Annotated in this window: 11 protein-coding genes; 4 read left to right on the top strand and 7 right to left on the bottom strand. The window is 68.0% G+C overall.

What is annotated here, in order from left to right; translation table 11 throughout:
- Nucleotides 1-28: 28 nt before the first annotated feature.
- The 3 genes from AB3347_RS22735 to AB3347_RS22725 all read right to left on the bottom strand — a co-directional run bounded on the left by AB3347_RS22735 (nucleotide 29) and on the right by AB3347_RS22725 (nucleotide 5,070).
- Nucleotides 29-1,687 (bottom strand): response regulator, encoded by a 1,659-nt coding sequence (locus AB3347_RS22735; RefSeq protein ID WP_369093991.1) that lies wholly within the window; start codon nucleotides 1,685-1,687, stop codon nucleotides 29-31.
- Complete coding sequence (locus AB3347_RS22730; RefSeq protein ID WP_369093990.1) at nucleotides 1,684-4,593, bottom strand: PAS domain S-box protein; 2,910 nt, start codon at nucleotides 4,591-4,593, stop codon at nucleotides 1,684-1,686. Before AB3347_RS22730 ends, AB3347_RS22735 begins: the two co-directional genes overlap by 4 nt.
- Before the next feature lie 96 nt (nucleotides 4,594-4,689).
- Nucleotides 4,690-5,070 (bottom strand): response regulator, encoded by a 381-nt coding sequence (locus AB3347_RS22725; protein ID WP_369093989.1) that lies wholly within the window; start codon nucleotides 5,068-5,070, stop codon nucleotides 4,690-4,692.
- A 512-nt stretch (nucleotides 5,071-5,582) separates the two neighbouring features.
- Here AB3347_RS22725 and AB3347_RS22720 point away from each other — a divergent pair.
- On the top strand, nucleotides 5,583-6,215 hold the full coding sequence (locus AB3347_RS22720; RefSeq protein ID WP_369093988.1) for a response regulator: 633 nt from the start codon (nucleotides 5,583-5,585) through the stop codon (nucleotides 6,213-6,215).
- A gap of 162 nt (nucleotides 6,216-6,377) precedes the next feature.
- Nucleotides 6,378-7,976, top strand: a complete 1,599-nt coding sequence (locus tag AB3347_RS22715; protein ID WP_369093987.1) for a response regulator — start codon at nucleotides 6,378-6,380, stop codon at nucleotides 7,974-7,976.
- 7 nt (nucleotides 7,977-7,983) lie between these two features.
- On the opposite strand, the gene AB3347_RS22710 is transcribed toward AB3347_RS22715, so the two are convergent.
- From AB3347_RS22710 to AB3347_RS22695, 4 genes are read right to left on the bottom strand one after another with little or no spacing between them, the layout of a single operon-like run.
- Nucleotides 7,984-9,672, bottom strand: a complete 1,689-nt coding sequence (locus AB3347_RS22710; protein ID WP_369093986.1) for a M14 family zinc carboxypeptidase — start codon at nucleotides 9,670-9,672, stop codon at nucleotides 7,984-7,986.
- A 30-nt stretch (nucleotides 9,673-9,702) separates the two neighbouring features.
- Nucleotides 9,703-11,202: an ATP-binding protein gene (locus tag AB3347_RS22705; protein WP_369093985.1), complete on the bottom strand. Its 1,500-nt coding sequence runs from the start codon at nucleotides 11,200-11,202 to the stop codon at nucleotides 9,703-9,705.
- The gene (locus AB3347_RS22700) at nucleotides 11,199-12,194 is read right to left on the bottom strand and encodes a hypothetical protein (RefSeq protein ID WP_369093984.1); all 996 of its coding nucleotides are present in this window, start codon (nucleotides 12,192-12,194) and stop codon (nucleotides 11,199-11,201) included. The genes AB3347_RS22705 and AB3347_RS22700 overlap by 4 nt, the downstream gene beginning before the upstream one ends.
- A 7-nt stretch (nucleotides 12,195-12,201) precedes the next feature.
- Nucleotides 12,202-12,852: a response regulator gene (locus tag AB3347_RS22695; protein WP_369093983.1), complete on the bottom strand. Its 651-nt coding sequence runs from the start codon at nucleotides 12,850-12,852 to the stop codon at nucleotides 12,202-12,204.
- Between the two features lie 335 nt (nucleotides 12,853-13,187).
- On the opposite strand from AB3347_RS22695, the gene AB3347_RS22690 reads away from it, so the two are divergent.
- Together AB3347_RS22690 and AB3347_RS22685 are read left to right on the top strand one after the other, a co-directional pair.
- Nucleotides 13,188-13,853: an energy transducer TonB gene (locus tag AB3347_RS22690; protein ID WP_369093982.1), complete on the top strand. Its 666-nt coding sequence runs from the start codon at nucleotides 13,188-13,190 to the stop codon at nucleotides 13,851-13,853.
- 124 nt (nucleotides 13,854-13,977) lie between these two features.
- Nucleotides 13,978-16,275: a M28 family peptidase gene (locus AB3347_RS22685; protein WP_369093981.1), complete on the top strand. Its 2,298-nt coding sequence runs from the start codon at nucleotides 13,978-13,980 to the stop codon at nucleotides 16,273-16,275.
- Nucleotides 16,276-16,300 lie beyond the last annotated feature (25 nt).

Below are 16,300 nucleotides of genomic sequence, written 5' to 3'. Positions count from 1 at the left end.
ACGCACCCCGTTTTTTTTGCGCGCTACCTTACCGGTAAGCCAGCCTGCGCCGGATGGCCACGATGCTTCCCCGGCCAGGCCGTCCGTAGATGTGAATGCTGGCACGGATGCTGGCGGCGCGCTCGCGCATGCCTTTCAGGCCGAGCGAGGCCGGATCGTGCAGGCGTGCCCGCGGGATGCCGCTGCCGTTGTCGCATATCCTGACGAGCAGGGAGGCGTTGCGCATCGCCACCTGGATGATGACCCGGGTGGCGCCGGCGTGGCGCAGGACGTTGGTCAGGGCTTCCTGGCACATCCGCAGCAGCTCCCCTGCCACGAAGGGGTGCTGCTCGACATAACCGGCCGGGTCATGCAGCACGGTGCAGTCGATCCCGGTGCGGCGCCGCAGCTCCGCGGCCTGCCAGCGCAGCGCCGCCACCAGCCCGCCTTCCTCGAGTTCGGGCGGCCGCAGCAGCGCAGCGATGTCCTGCACGGCAGCAATTGCCAGGTCAACGCTCGACAAGACCGCCTTCAGCTCTGCCGCCATCTCCGCTGCAGGCGGCAGCGTGTCCGGTTGCGCCACGCGATCCTGCAGCAGGCGCAGGTCGATCTTGGCCGCGGTGAGGATCTGGCCGAGCTGGTCGTGCACCTCGCGCGCCAGCATGCGCCGCTCGTCGTCGCGTACCCGCTGGACCGTGTCGAGCAGGGTGCGCAGTTCCTGTTGCGACTGGCGCAGGCGCAGCAGCTCGCCCTGGCGCCATACCGCATCGCGGCGCAGCCGCACCAGGCGGACGTTGGCCTCGATCCGCGCCACCAGGTCTTTCGCGCTGAACGGCTTGACCACGAAATCGTCGGCCCCTTCGCCCAGCGCCGCGACCCGCGCGGCCTCGTCGGCCTGGCCGGACAGCATGATGACCGGGACAGTGCTGAGCAGTTCGTTCCGGCGCATCATGCGCAACAGCTTGATGCCGTCCAGGTCCGGCATGACCTTGTCGATCAGGATCACGTCGGGCTGGATCGAGGTCGCCAGGTCGAAGCCTTCGCGCGCGCTTTGCGCCGCATAGAATGCGAAGCCGGCCCGTTCCAGGATGCGCCTGACGTGGGCCAGCAGGAGCTCCTCGTCGTCGATGAGCAGCACGCGGATCTTGCCGGCCCCGGCGCCGCCCTGACCCTGACCCTGACCCTGACCCTGGGCCGTCGCCACGTCGCGCACGAGCGCCTGGGAGAGCTCGTGCGCGGCCAGCTCCAGCAGCGCCGCAAGCGAGGGAACATGATCGGCCTGGCGCAGCATGAACAGCGCCAGGCCGCGCAGGCCTGGCGCACTGCCGCCGCCGAACGGCACCGCCGCCAGCGTGGACGGGCGCTCGCCGATCCAGGCCGGGCGCGCCGGCCCGATCTCGACGATGCGCGTTTCTCCGCCGTGGCCGGCCGGCCCGTCCGGCGCCAGGCCGCAGACCTGCCGCACATCGGGCGCGTGCGCCGGCGGCGGCTGGTGGCAGCCGGCGTGCAGCAGCAGGTCGAGGCTTGCGTCTTCCCGGACCAGGTAGACGGCCAGTGCCTCGACGTCGTCGCGCATCGACGCCAGCATCTCGTTGCCCAGTGCGGCAAGCTCGTTCGGCACGGCGAGGTGCTCGACCACGCTGGCGAACGCCAGCATCCTGCGGCTCACGAGCTCGTGTTCGCGCTTGCCCTCCGCCGCCGAGCTCATGGCGCTGCCCCGGCGCCGTCCAGCGCGTCCGACAGCGCCTGCGCGAGGACGGTCTTCCCATAGGGTTTGTTCAGGAACCGGACTTCCGCCCCCAGCTCGTCCTGGTGCTGCATGGCTTCGAAGGTATAGCCCGAGCTGAGCAAGATACGCAAGCCGGGCCGCATGGCGCGCGCGCGCCGGGCCAGCTCGATGCCGGACACACCGGGCATGACGACATCCGTGAACAGCAGGTCGAAAGCTTGGCCGTCGGCCAGCCGCGCCAGCGCCTCCTCGGCCCTGGAGGCCTCGGTGACCTCGCATCCCAGCTCGCGCAACAGGGCGAAGATATGGGCCCGGACGATCGGGTCGTCCTCGACCAGGAGCACCGCGCATCCGTTCGGGGGCCGCGCACCGGCGGCAGCCGTGGGCGCGGGGCGCGCCTCGGGTTCGCTGTGCGCACGCGGCAGGTAGAGTTTTACCTGGGTGCCGCGCCCCGGCTCCGAGTAGATCGTGACGTCGCCGTTCGACTGCTTGACGAAGCCGTACACCATGCTCAGGCCGAGCCCGCTGCCGGACACCTCGTCCTTGGTCGTGAAGAAGGGTTCGAACACATGGTCCATTACGTCCTGGGCAATGCCATGGCCGTTGTCCGCGACCGCGATCACGACATACTCGCCGGGCGGCAGCGGCTTGCCCAGCTCGGTCTTCTGCTCTTCGATCTCGGCCAGCAGCAGCTGGATGGTCAGCTTCCCACCGTCGGGCATGGCGTCGCGTGCATTGATGCAGAGGTTGACGATGGCGGCCTCGAGCTGGGCACGGTCGGCGTATACGCACCAGTTGCGTTCCATCTCCAGCAGCTGCAGGTCGATATTCTCGGGCAGGCTGCGCGCAATCAGCGGACGGATCGACGCGATCGCTTCGCCGACCGCCAGGATCTGCGGCGTCAGCGGCTGCCTGCGTCCGAACGCCAGCAGGCGGCGCGTCAGCTCGGCCCCGCGCTCGCCGGCCATCTGGATCATGTGGGCGATGTCGCGCAGCTCGGGCTGCGCGTCGAGCGCCTCCATCAGTTCTTCGGCGCTGCCGAGGATCACGGTCAGCCAGTTGTTGAAGTCGTGCGCCAGGCCGCCGGTCAGGCGGCCGAGCGATTCGAGCTTCTGGATCTGCAGCAGGCGCTGTTCCAGCGCGATGCGCTCGCTCAGGTCGGTCACCACCGACAGGATGGCGCGCGGCGTGCCGTCCTGGCGGCGCACCAGGATCCAGTGCACATGGACGACGAACTTGCGGCCATCGGCCGCCGAGTGGACCATCCGGCCCGAGTAGTCGCCGTGCCGCATCAGCACCTGCATCGCATGCTGGAAATCGGAAGGCGCGCACCGGGCATACAGGGTCTCGCTGACCGGGCGGCCGATGATCTCGTCGCTGTTCCAGCCGTAGCGCGCGGCGGCCGCCTGGTTCCAGTACAGCACCCGGTTGTCGAGGTCGCGCACCAGGATGGCGTCGGTGGCGTAGTCGAGCATTTCGGCCTGCAGGCGCAGGCGCACTTCCTGGCGCTTCTGCTCGGTCAGGTCGGCGATGCTGCCGACCATCCGTTGCGGCTGCCCCTGTTCGTCGATGACCGTGAAGCAGCGATGCAGCACGTGGCGCTCGACGTCGCCGGGCAGGCGGAGCCGGTATTCGGCGGCCCAGTTCTCGCGTTTCGCCGCCACGCTCGCATGCAGGCTCGCCCAGACCCGCTCGCGATCCTCGGGATGGATGCAGGCTTCCCAGTCGGCCAGGCGGGTCGAGCGCGCCAGCACGCTGCCGAGCGGTTCCAGCGCGCTGCGGCTGCACCACAGGGCGTCGTCCGCCATGTTCCAGTCCCACACGACGTCGTTGGTGGCGCGCGTGACGTAACGCAGCCGCTGCTCGCTCTGCGCCAGGGAGTCGGCCATGCGCTTGAGTTCATACGAGCGCAGCACGATCTCGGCTTCGAGCCGGGTGGTCTTGCGCTGGGAGGCGCCGGCGCCGGACGGCCGGTGCGCGAGCACGTAATCGGTCACGTCTTCCACGCGGTGGATGATGAACATGACACGTCCGTCGGCGTCGAGCACCGGGGAGTTGATCGGGCTCCAGTAGCGCAGCTCGAAGCCGCCGCCCGGCCGGCGGATCGGATAGCGCTGCACCGCCATCACGTCGGGCACCCGGGTCTGCCGCACACGCTGCAGCGACGCATTCAGCGCCGCGACGCCGCTGTCGTCGTCGTCTTCCGGATCGTCCGGGAACACATCGAATATGGCGCGGCCGATGATCTGCTCGCGCGTGACCATGGTCGCCTCGAGATAGGCATTGCTGGCCGCGACGATCCGGAAGGAGTCGGGCACCAGCACCAGATAGAGTCCCGGAGCAGACTCGAACAGCAGACGGAACTGTTCCTGCGCCTGCGCGACATCGCTGCGCGGGGCGGCGTCGATGGCGCCGGCCGGGCGGAATCCGAACATTGCCTCGTCGTGGCTTGCACCGCCGGCGCTCGCGCCCGCACGGCGCGATGCGGCGGCCACGAGCAGGTCGGCAACCAGGCCCAGCCCGCAGTCGACGCCCGGATCGCGCGTGCGGCCGGCGGCGACGGCCAGCACGCAGCTGCCTTCTCCGGTTCCGTACGGAAAATTGCGGCGCACCGCCCGATAGCTGCGCAGGCCGGCGCGTTGCGCCAGCTCGCGGCAGGCGACGGGCAAGGAAGCCACGCTCAGGTCGGGGAGATCGCACTCCTCGGCGCTGACCTGCGCTTCGAGCGCTTCGAGCGCCGCGCCGGCATCCGCGCAGTCCGCCGTGCACAGGCGTTGCGGAGCCGCACCGTCGGGCAGGTGCAGGCTGACCATCGCCCAGTCGTCCCCGGACGCGATCAGCGCCAACCGAGCGGCTTTTTCCATGCTGGCAGCGTCGTTCGCCATACTCCCTAGCCTTCCTGGACGCTTTGCGTAAATGTCAACTAATAATAATTCCAAGATAGCACAAGGTGCGGCGCTTGCCTGTCCCGCCACGCACGCTCACGCGCGGACGCTTGCCAGGACCGCGAGCAGCACGTCGGCACTGACGGGTTTGGTGAGATGGAAGTCCATGCCTGCCTCCGCCGTGGAGCACGGGAGCTCATCGTCGCCGCATGCCGTCAAGGCCGCGATGCAGGCCTGCCGGCCCCAGGGCCGCGCGCGCATGCGACGCGCGGTTTCGCAGCCATCCATGTGCGGCATCGCGATGTCGAGGATCACCAACTGCGGACGATGCTGGTCGCCCAGCGCGAGCGCCTCGCTGCCCGAATAGGCGACCTGCACCGTGCAGTCGAAAAGGGTCAGCAAGGCTGCCAGGCTGTCGGCGGCGTCGGCATTGTCGTCGGCGACCAGGACGCGGCGTGCCGGCGCTGGCAGGGTCATGTTGTCCAAGATGGTGTATGGCCGGAACGCAGCCCGAGAGAAAGGACCGTGCAGCTTACCGGGATAGCGGCCAAGGGCGAAGTCGCATGGATTGCGACCGCCTGTCACGAAAGCAGCGTGCGTTGCCGCCGGTGCCGACCTGCGCGCCGGGGGCCGCATATGGCAACAGGCTTGGCGCAAGGCATCGCATCCTGCCCGGCGGCCCGGCCGGGCGCGGCGCCGCCGATGAGGCATCGTCCTACACAGTGTCATACGGATGACGTCATGCTGTCACGGCTTTGCTCATCGCGCGGCGTACTAAAAGTCACTATCATCGCGCACAGCCGCACTGCCCGACTCTTCCGTTTCCACTGCTCAAGCCGATTCAGGCGCCCGCCGCCGACGACCGTCCGACTACCCTGCATTCGTACCGCCGCGCGAACCGGGCGGCACATACTTCCATTCAAAATTATGATGAGCCCATGCTTGCCAATACCGTCCAACACGACACTTTTTTTAGGCGTGATTCAGCCATGATCCGCGTTGTCATCGCCGACGATCACCAGTTGGTGCGTGAAGGCGTCAAGAAGGTCCTGTCTGTCGCCCCGGACATCGTCCTGGTGGGCGAGGCTGCGGACCTGGCTTCGACGCTCGAGGTGCTGGAAGACCTGGAAGTCGACCTGCTGCTGCTCGACCTGACCCTCAGCCCCACCCACGAACTGGATGCGCTGCGCACGGTCGTCGAGCGCTTTCCGGGCCTGCGCGTGCTGGTGCTGAGTTCACATAGCGAAGAGCGGTTCGGCATTCCCGTGTTGAAACTTGGCGCCGCCGGCTATATTCCGAAATCGCTGACCGTCGATGTCGTGCTGAAGGCCATCCATAAGGTGCATGCGGGCGGACGCTACCTCAGCGAGAGCCTGGCCGACATCCTGGCCCACGAAGTATCGTCGCCCCATCCCCGCTACGCCTACGAGCGCCTGACCGACCGGGAACTGCAGGTTACGCGCCTGCTGGCGCTGGGCCATCCGGTCAAGCAGGTGGCGGCCAAGCTCGATATCAGCGTCAGCTCCGTCAACACCTATCGCAGCCGCATCTTCGACAAGCTGGCGCTCAAGAGTAATGCCGAACTGATCCGGTACGCGATCCACCACGGGCTGGTCGACTGAGCGCAGCAGTTCCGGCATGCGGTCCGCAGCAACCCTGCTTGTCATGGAAATCATGACCTGCCGGTCGGTTTTTTTGCGATTAGCAACCCGGCGCCGAAGCGCTAAGATCGCTGATCGCGCTTTTTGCAATGAGCCTCATCTTAACCATTCCTCGGCTGTTGCATGACCGAACACACCCACCACCCTTCCATCCTGCTCATCGACGATGAGTCCTTCTCCAAAGAAATAGTTTCCCATGGCTTGAAGGCCTGCGGGGCGCATACCTTTCGTTTCACGCATGAGCCGGCGCGGGCGGTTGATCTGGCGAAGGAAATTGCAGCCACCGTCGTGCTGGTCGACATGCGCATGCCGGCAATGGATGGCTTCGAGGTGGTACGCCGGCTATGCGCCGACAAGCAGACCGAACACGTTGCGGTGATCATCCTGTCTTCGGACGACAATCCGGACAGCAAGGCGCACGCCTTCGCGGTCGGCGCCAGCGACTACCTCGTCAAATGGCCGGATCCACGCGAGCTGATCGCGCGGGTTCGCTACCACAGCAATTCCTGCGTGACGCGGCGCCAGCTCGATGCGGCCTTTGCTTCGCTCCACCAAAGCCAGGAGGATCTGGCGGCGAGTCAGTCGGCTTTGCTGCAGTCGCAGAAAATGGAAGCCATCGGCCAGTTGACCGGCGGGGTGGCCCATGATTTCAACAATGTCTTGCAAATTATTGGCGGCAATTTACAGCTGTTGAAGCTGAGCGGCGGCTTGCACGACGTCGGCATCGTGCGCGTGGACACCGCACTGACCGGCGTCAGGCGCGGCGCCCAGCTGGCCTCGCACCTGCTGGCATTTGCCCGCCAGCAACCGCTGCAGGCTGTGGTCACGAATCCGGCGCATCTGTTGCGTGAAATGGATGACATGACCCGCCGCATGTTCGGTCCCACGCCAACTGTTGCCACGGAAATTGCGCCCGGCTTGGGCAATATTCTGGTCGACCCGAACCAGCTCCACAATGTCTTGCTGAACCTGGCGATCAATGCCCGCGACGCCATGGCCGGCCGCGGCACCTTGACCATCCGGGCCGCCAACGTGGAGCCGCAGGATGCCGTGCCGTCGAACGTGCCGGCCGGACATTGGGTGATGATCGAAGTGGTGGACAATGGCAAGGGGATGACGGCGGACGTGATGGCGCGTGTCTTCGAGCCCTTCTTCACGACCAAGCCGACCGGGCAGGGAACCGGCCTGGGCCTGTCGATGGCATATGGCTTCGTCAAGCAATCGGGTGGGGAAATCGTGATGTCCAGCGTGCCCGGACAGGGAACGAGCGTCAGGATCTACCTGCCGCGCAGCGATGCCGAGGCCGTCGCCCATGAACAGCCCGTCACGGCCTGGTTCGAAGGCGGCCCGGAAACCATCCTGGTGGTCGAGGACGAGGAGAGCGTCTGCAAGTCGACCTGCGCGAGCTTGTCGATCCTCGGCTACCAGGTGCTGCAAGCGTCCAGCGCGGCGGCGGCGGCCGACATGATCAGGAGCGGCCAGGAAATCGACCTGGTGTTCACCGACGTCATCATGCCGGGGCCCGTCACCAGCCTGCAACTGGGCGAGGTGGTGCGCGCGCATCTGCCGCACGCACGGATCCTGTACACCTCGGGCTATGCGGAAGGCGTGCTTACCCACGAGGGCAGGCTGCAGGAAAACGTCAATCTCCTGCCGAAACCCTATGATTTCGGCACCCTCAGCGCCCGCATCCGCCACCTGCTCAACTCGCGGAAGAGCTGAGCAGGTCTCAGCCGAGCATGAACACCGGATAGCGCCGCCACTCCGGCTCGCGATAGCGCTCGCAATTGGCGAAGATGAAGTCCAGCACCGCTTCCTGCTTGGACAGCAGCGCGGGATTGGCCTGCTTCCAGGCCGCGAACTTCGCGGCCAGCGCCGGCTCGGCGTTCAGCAATTCGAGCGCGTGGTCCTCGAACACGTAGTCCGAATACGCCTCTTTCTTCTCCAGCACGCTGTTGAAGAAGCCCCAGCGGAAGAAGCTGTCGTGGCCCAGCGGCTCGAGCGTCTCGACCGCATAGCGCGCACGGTCCTGGTCGAGCGGCACGATGAAGTCGCCGGCGCGCAGCTGGACCTGGCCGCGGCGCCGTTCCAGCACCACGTCGTCGTGGAACATGTGGCCCTCGTAGGCGTTCGGGCGCGCGCTCACCGACACGATGTGGTAGTAGTCCACCTCTTGCATGCGGTCGGCGTCGACGCGCTCCATGCGCACCCCGTTCCACTGCAGGCGCTCGATCGCTTCCGCCCACTGCTGCGGCACCACGTAGGCGCGCGGCGCCGGCACGTGGATGTCGGCCGGGAAGCGGTTGTACCAGGCGATGTCGCGCTCCCATGGCTTGCTGCGGTCGTACCACAGGCGCGAATAGTTACCCAGCACGCTCGGCTTGTAGCCGGCCTGGTAGCCCTTGAAGCGGAAGGTGTCCGGATTCGCTTCGTCCATCGCCCAGTGCACCGGCCACTCGGCGCGGCTGCCGCTGGCCTGGCGGGCGGCGCGGCGCAGCGCCTGGATGGTGTCCGCGTTGTGCACCGTGAACTCCAGCGCCGTCTCGACCAGCGCGCGCATCGACGCGTAGCGGTCCTTGAAGGGCTTGAGCATGTGGGTCTCGGGCATGAAGCCGATGGTGTGGTGCAGCGCCGCGTAGCCGGTCGAGAAGCGCGCGGTCTCGAGGAAGTCGGCGATGCCGTGGTCCGGGCTGTCCTTGACCGGGTTCACGTAGGGGCAGGTCGGCCAGCCGCGCGCTTCCATGCCGGCGTACATGGCCGGCAGCATGGTCGCGCGCAGGAACTCGCCCAGCTCGCCGCCCAGCTTGTCGGGCTGGGTGTGGATCAGGGTCATGGTGTAGCTGTAATCGGCGCCGTTGGAGGTGTGGGTGTCGACCATCACGTCCGGGTCCCAGGTCGTGAAGAACTGGTTGAAGACCCGCGCCGTGCGGCTGTCGCACTTGATGAAGTCGCGGTTCAGGTCGAGGTGGCGGCTCATGCCGCGGAAGCCGAACTGCTCGGGGCCGTCCTGGTTCACGCGCGAGGTGTCGGCGCGGTTCAGGCTGCCGTCCACGTTGTACAGCGGGATGAACAGGAACACGGTATTGCCCAGCGCGGCCAGGCGCGCGGGCTCGGTGCAGAAGTCGCGCACCAGCGCCATGCAGGCGTCCACGCCTTCCGGCTCGCCCGGGTGGATGCCGTTGTTGTTGAAGAACACCGGGCGCCCGGCAGCCTTGATCGCATCGCGCTCGAACACGCCGTCGCTGCTCACCACGCCCGCGTGGATCGGCACTCCGGCATCCGACACGCCGACCTGCCCGAAGCGCAGCACGGCCGGATAGTCGCGCGCGAGCGCTTCGTACCAGGCGATGCATTCGGCGTGGGTGGTGGTCTGGTTCAGGTTGCCCTTCTCGTAGGGCGTCAAGCGTTGGTCGGCCATGTTTGCTTTATGTAGGGTTCAATTCAGGATTCAGGAGACTGTTGCCGGCGCATGCAGCGGCAGCGTGATCGCCACCACGGTGCCGCCGCCGACGCTGGAGCGCACGTCCATCACGCCGTGCACGGCGTACACGCGCTCGCGCATGCCGATGATGCCGATGCCTTCCGAGGCGCTGGCCGGGTCGAAGCCGTTGCCGTCGTCGGCGACCACGATGCGCAGCGTCTGCGCGGCCTCGTCCAGCACCAGGCGCACCTGGGCCGAGGTGGCGTGGGCGTGCTTCATGACGTTCGACAGCGCTTCCTGCACGATGCGGTAGGCGGAAATCGCCAGTTCGTTCGACAGGCGCGAAAAATCGCCTTCGCCGTGGAATTCGAAACTGCAGCCCGCGCTGCCGTCGTAGTGGCGCACCATCTCTTCCACCGCGCCGTGCAGGCCCAGCATGTCGAGCACCTCGGGACGCAGGCGGCGCACCAGGCGGCGGCCGTTGGCGTACAGGTCGAGCGCGAGCTTGGTGATGGCCTGCGACTTGCGCTGGATCTCGTCGACTTCCGGGGTCGGCGGCGCCTTGGCGGCCAGCGCGCCGATCGCCTGCGCCTCGAGGCGGGCGGCGATCAGGGAGGCGTTCAGTTCGTCGTGGATCTCGACCGCGATGCTCTTGCGCTCGTCCTCGATGATCGAATTCACCTTCTGGATCAGCTTGCGCTTGTCGGCGTCGGCGCGCAGCGCCTCGTTGCGCGAGGCGAGCAGGTCGCGGGTGCGCTCGGCCACCTTGTTTTCCAGGTCGCGCTTGGATTCGTCCAGCGCCAGCGACATCTCGCCGATCGAGGACTGCAGCTCGCCCACCTCGCCGCCCGAGTTGACCGGCAGCTGCACGCGGAAGTCGCCGTTGCGGATCCGGCTCAAGGCGCCGATCGCCTCGCGCAGCGGCACCGTGAGCGAGCGCGCCAGTACCCAGGCCAGCACGCCGCTGACCACCAGCGCCAGCGCCGCCATGCCTACCTCGAAGCGGAAGCGGCGGGTCTGCTTGGCCATCATGTTCGAGGGCGACATCGTCACCCTCACCCAGCCGACGATCTCGGTGGTGAGCGTGGGCGGGCGCAGGTCGCTCGATGCCGAAACGTGCGGGGTGCCGTTGTCGGTGAACAGGTTGATCCACACCACCTGCTTCTTGATCGGCGCCTCGTAGTGGTGCGGCTGGGCGTCGATGGCCGACTCGGAATTGACGCGCACCGCCTGGGCGCCGTCCACGCCCACCACCTCGATGCGATAGATGCTGCTGTCGGACTGCACCAGGCCGTTGATGGTCAGGCGCAGGTCGGACAGGTTGCCCGAGATGACGTTGTATTCGCTGGTCTCGGCCAGCGCGCGCGCCAGGGTGCGTCCGCGCTCGGCCAGTTCCTCGGCCACCTGGGCCCGGTGCGAATAATACGAGTACCACACGAAGGAGGTGAACAGGAAGGTCACCGGCAGCATCGTGATGAAGGTCATGCGCCGGCCGATGCTCCAGCCGCGCCAGAATCGCAGCTTCATGGCGTGGGCGGCATCGGAGCCGGCGGGGGCGCGGCCACGCGCGCCGGCGGCGCGGGCTGGCGTGCCGGAGGCGCCGGTGGCCGCGCCGGCAGGCGCGCGAAGTTGCGGGCGTCGTTGGTCACCCGCAGGTCGAGCGAGCGGGCCACGCCTTCGTTGACCACGGTGCGGAAGTAATGCGGGAATTGCGGCGGCGCCAGCTCGCCGATGGCCACGTAGTTGGCCGCGATCTCGGCCACCTGGGTGTTGATGTCCTCGATCTCGGAATAGGTCGTGGCGAGCGCCCCCACCTTCACCATGTCGGCCGAGAAGCCGATCACGCCCTGCTTGCGGCGGTAGGTCGAGAGCAGGATGTTACGCACGTTTTCCGGGTTGTACACGTCGCCGTCGGGCAGCGCCAGCAGCACCTCGGCGCGCGTCATCTGGTTGAGCGTGTGGTTGATGTCGTCGCCGGGCGCGAAGGACTGCACGTCGATGCCGGCGTCCAGGGCCGGCCGCAGGAAGGCCGTCTCGCGGCCCAGGATGGCGCCGACCCGCACCGGCCGGCCGTACAGCAACGCGGCCAGGCGCAGCTGGTCGGCCGGCGCCGGCTCGGCATACACGGCGGTGTGGCGCGCGGCGCGCGCCGGCGGCAGCTTCGAGGTCAGCGAGCGCCACACCTGGCTCGAGGTAAAGGCCGAGATGACCACGCAGTCGCAGCGGCGCGACATGGCGTCGCGCAGCGCCGCGGGGCCGATCGCAACGTACAGCAAGCGGTGGCGCTGGGCCAGCTCGGTGCGGAAGGCCGCGAAGGTCGGCAGCAGGCGCTTGTACAGGTCTTCGGCGATGCGCCGCGTGACCTCGCTGTCGTCCCCGGTGATGATCTGGGAACGGAAGCCGGTCACCTCGTCATCCTTGTTCGCCGGGGACGGCGCCTGGGCCTGGGCCGCCGCGCCGAAGGACAGCCCGAGCGCGAGCGCGGCCACGGCCGCGCGCAGGGTCCGCGGATAGCTCATGGATGCTTCAGGGCTCGATCAGGCCGTGCTTCACGGCCAGCAGGGTGATATTGGCCTGGCGGTGCACGCCGAGTTTTTCCTTGATCGACTGGCTGATGTTGCTGATGGTCTTGGTCGACAGGTCGAGCTTCTCGGCGATCTCGGCGTTGGTCAGGCCCTCGGCCATCAGCTTGAAGATCTCCAGCCCGCGCTCGTCGAGCTGCGACTGCGGCGTCACGTCGCCGCGCACCGCCATGCTGGCCAGGCGCGAAGCGATCTGCGGCAGGAAATACAGCTTGCCGTCGTGCGCGTGGCGCACAGCGGTCACCAGGTCGGACGGATCGCAGTCCTTGGTGACGAAGGCGTGCGCGCCCATGCGGTAGGTTTCCTTGATCAGGCTGTCCTGGTCAAACTGGCTCAGGAAGATGATCTTGGCGCGCGGGTCGTCCTTCAGGATGCTCTGCGCGGCATCCAGGCCGGTCAGCTCGGTCCCGAAGCGCATGTCGAGGATCACGACATCGGGCTGTTGCGCCGCATACAGCGCCACCGCCTCGCTCGGCGTCTTGGCCTGCCCCACCACCTGCATGCCGGCCGCTTCGAGCGACATGGCGAACCCGGTCATGACGATCGGGTGGTCGTCCGCAAGCATTACGCGGATCGGTTTTTTCTGTTCGGACACCAGTTTCACTCCTGTAGATCACCCGCCTACCAGATGCTTCCTCGACATATTGACGTTCGCTTGCCAATCGCTGGCAGCACGGTATGCCAAACGGCAGAAAGCATGCGGGTTATACGGGGATTATTTCATACAACGGGCCATGACGCGAGTACCCATCCATTCTCGGCTTTTCGGCCACCAAGGCTGACGAGAGGAAGCAAAATTACCAAGAAAGCGCTTTACACATTGCTAGGCTCTAGCATATATTGATTCCATCAGCTGATCGATGCACATCTTTCCTTAAGTAAAAAGTTCTGCGACCCCGTCGCCGGACCTCACAAGAAGAGGAGATCGCCATGCACTTCACGCAACTCAACGATGGGACCGGCGGCAAGGCCGGGAAGTTCGCAGTCGTCGCCGGCCTGCACGCGCTGGTGGCCATGGGCGTCGTCAACATGATGAACACCAAGAGCATCGTCCTGCCGAAGCTGATCGAGGACGCCACGGTCTGGATCCAGCCGAAAGTCACGCCGCCCCCTCCTCCGCCCCAGCCGCCGCAGCCCCAGCAGCGGGTGGCCCCGCCGAAGATCGTGGTGCCGCAGATCGAGGTCGAGCTGCCGCCGCCCCCGCTCGAAAATCCGGTGCAGGCCAGCACCGAGCCGCAACCGGTGCCGGAACAGGCCCTGCCCGCCACGCCCGAGGCGCCACCCACGCCGCCCACCAGGAACAGCAGCCCGGGCCAGATGCGCAGCGCGGTACTGGCCAATGCCGACGGCTGCGTCACCCCGGCCTATCCGGTGAGCGCGGCGCGCAACGGCGACAGCGGCACCGTCACGCTGGCGCTGCTGGTCGGCGCCGACGGCCGGGTGCAGGACGCGCGGGTCCAGAGGTCGAGCGGCCACCGCGAACTGGACCGCGCCGCACTGAACGCCCTGAGCCTGTGCCAGTTCAAGCCAGCCATGAACAACGGCGTCACCGAAGCCGGATGGGGGCAGATCGCCTACGTCTGGACGCTCGAATAAGGTTTTTCCGTTCCCTTCTTCGCCCGCTGTGCACCGCGGGCTTTTTTTCGCCCGTACCAGGAGATCCGGAACAGCAAGCGGCAGCGCCGCCAACGACAACACGAAGAAACGAGGAGAGAGGAACATGTTTACTGCTGACATACCGGCAGCGCCGCCGCGCACGCCCCGGCTGGCGGCGCAGGCGGCCGGCCTGCTGGCCCTGGCCGTGCTGGCGGTCCTGGCCTGGACCGCCACCCGCGTCACCGTACCGACGGCGCCGGCCGCGCTGCCCGCCCTCGACCGGATGCTGGGACACGTGGTCGTGCTGGCCGCCGCACCGCGGCCGATCGCCACCCGGGCCAATGCGCAGGCGCGCGACTACATCCTCGCCCAGCTGCGCGGCATGGGCCTGGCGCCGGCGGTCCAGAAAACCACGGTGCAGAAAGCCACCATCCGCTACTGGGGCGGCACCGACCTGACGCTCGGCGTGGTGCACAACATCGTGGTGCGCCTGCCCGGCAGCGGCCCCGGCCACCTGCAGCGCCCGGCCCTGCTGCTCGCAGCCCACTACGACAGCGGCAGAAATACGCTGGGCGCGGCGCGCGGGGCGGCGCAGGTGGCGGCCATGCTGGAAACCGCCAGGGCGCTGCGGGCCGGGCCGGCGCATGCGAACGACATCGTGCTGCTGTTCCTGGACGGCGAAGACGTCGGCGCGCTGGGCGCCAAGGGTTTCGCCGAACAGCATCCGCTGGCGCGGCGGATCGGGCTGACGCTGAAGTTCGACGCCGCCGGCAGCGCCGGGCCGCTGGCGCTCTACGAGGCCACCAACGCCGACGGCAGCGCCCTGCGCGGCTGGACGCAGGCGCTGCCCGGCGTGGGCGGCTCGTCGCTGCTGGCGCGGCTGGTCAAGCTGATGCCGGACATGCCGCGCATCGGCCCGCTGGCCGGCATCGACGCTCCCGCCCTGCTGTTCGTGAACAGCGGCAGGCGCTTCGATGGCGCGCGTACCCTGGACAACGTGGAGCGGCTCGATCCGGCCATGCTGGCCCACCTGGGCGCGAGCATGCTGCGCCTGGCGCGCCACCATGGCGACACGCCGCTGGCGCGCGGCGGCCACCAGCCGCACGCCTGGTTCCAGCTGCCGCTGGTCGGCAGCGTCCAGCACCCGGCCATCCTGTCCTGGGGCTTGGCGGCCCTGTGCTGCCTGATGCTGGTGCGCGGCTACCGCCAGGCGACCGAGCGCGCCGGCGCCACCGTGGCGCCGCTGGTGCAGGGCTTCTTCGGCGTGGCCCTGCTCCTGCTGGCCGCGCGGATGCTGCTGTGGGAGCGGCGCGACGAACTGGCCGCGCTGACGCAACTGCAGGACACCGGGCCGGCCATCGTGTTCCTGGTCGTCGGCGGCTGCCTGTTCGTGGCCGCCTTGTACCTGCTGCGCCGGCTGGCCGGCGCGGTGTCGGTGTTCCTGGGCGCGATGGCGTGGCTGGCCGTGGCGCTGGTCCTGGTGCTGCTGGCGGCGCCGCCGGCCGCCTACCTGCTGGCCTGGCCGCTGGCGGCGGCGCTGGCCGCCTTCAGCGCGCTGCAGGCGCCGCGCAGCCCGCCCGTGCGCCTGCTGGTCCTCGCCGCCGGCATCGCGCCGGCGCCGCTGCTGCTGGCGCCGGCGCTGCGCGATGCCTGGATGGCGCTCGCCCCGCAGGGGCTGTATGTGGTGGCGGTCGTGATCGCGCTCATGCTGCTGTGCTTTGCCAGCCTGTTCCTGCTGCTGCCGCTCGGGCGCCTGGTCGGCGCCGCGCTGGCGCTGCTGCTTGCCGCCTGCGTGCTGCTGCCGGAACCTGCACCCGGGCCGCGCGCGCTGGAACGGCCCCGCGTCGAGCCGAACCGCCTGGTCTACTTCAAGGACATGAACAGCTGGCGCGCCTACTGGCTGTTGCCCCCGCAGCCGCTCGACGCCTGGTCGAAGCAGCTGTTTCCCAACCTGGACAAGCCGGCGATCCACGTCGACGTGTTCGGCTGGCACAGCCCGCGCCAGTGGTATGCGATCGCGCCGCGCGAGGACGGCATCGCCTTCCCGGAAGCGTATATGCTGCGCAATCCGCGGCTGGCCAATCCTTCGCCGCATCCCAGGCTGCGCCAGGTGGCGTTCACGCTGCGCTCGAATAACCGCGCGCCGCACATCCGGATGTGGGTGGCCGGCACCAAGCCGCACCGCTCCACCCTCAACGGGCGCGTCCTGAACGCGACCGAGATCCCGTGGTCGCTGTCGCTGTACGGGATGGAAGACCAGCTGCTGCGCTTCACGATCGACGCGCCGGACGAGGACCCGTTGGCGGTGATCGTCGAGGAACGCATGCCCGGCCTGCCGGAACACCTGCTGCCGCCGGGCGCGCCGCCGCGCATGCCGGGAACGGGCATGACGGTCTCGGCGGATGTGTTGCGGTTTTACTGAGCAGTTGGCATACAATGCCTGGCGC

The organism is Massilia sp. X63, assembly GCF_041023745.1.
GTDB lineage: Bacteria > Pseudomonadota > Gammaproteobacteria > Burkholderiales > Burkholderiaceae_D > Telluria.
This window is presented reverse-complemented; position numbering and strand designations above follow the sequence as displayed.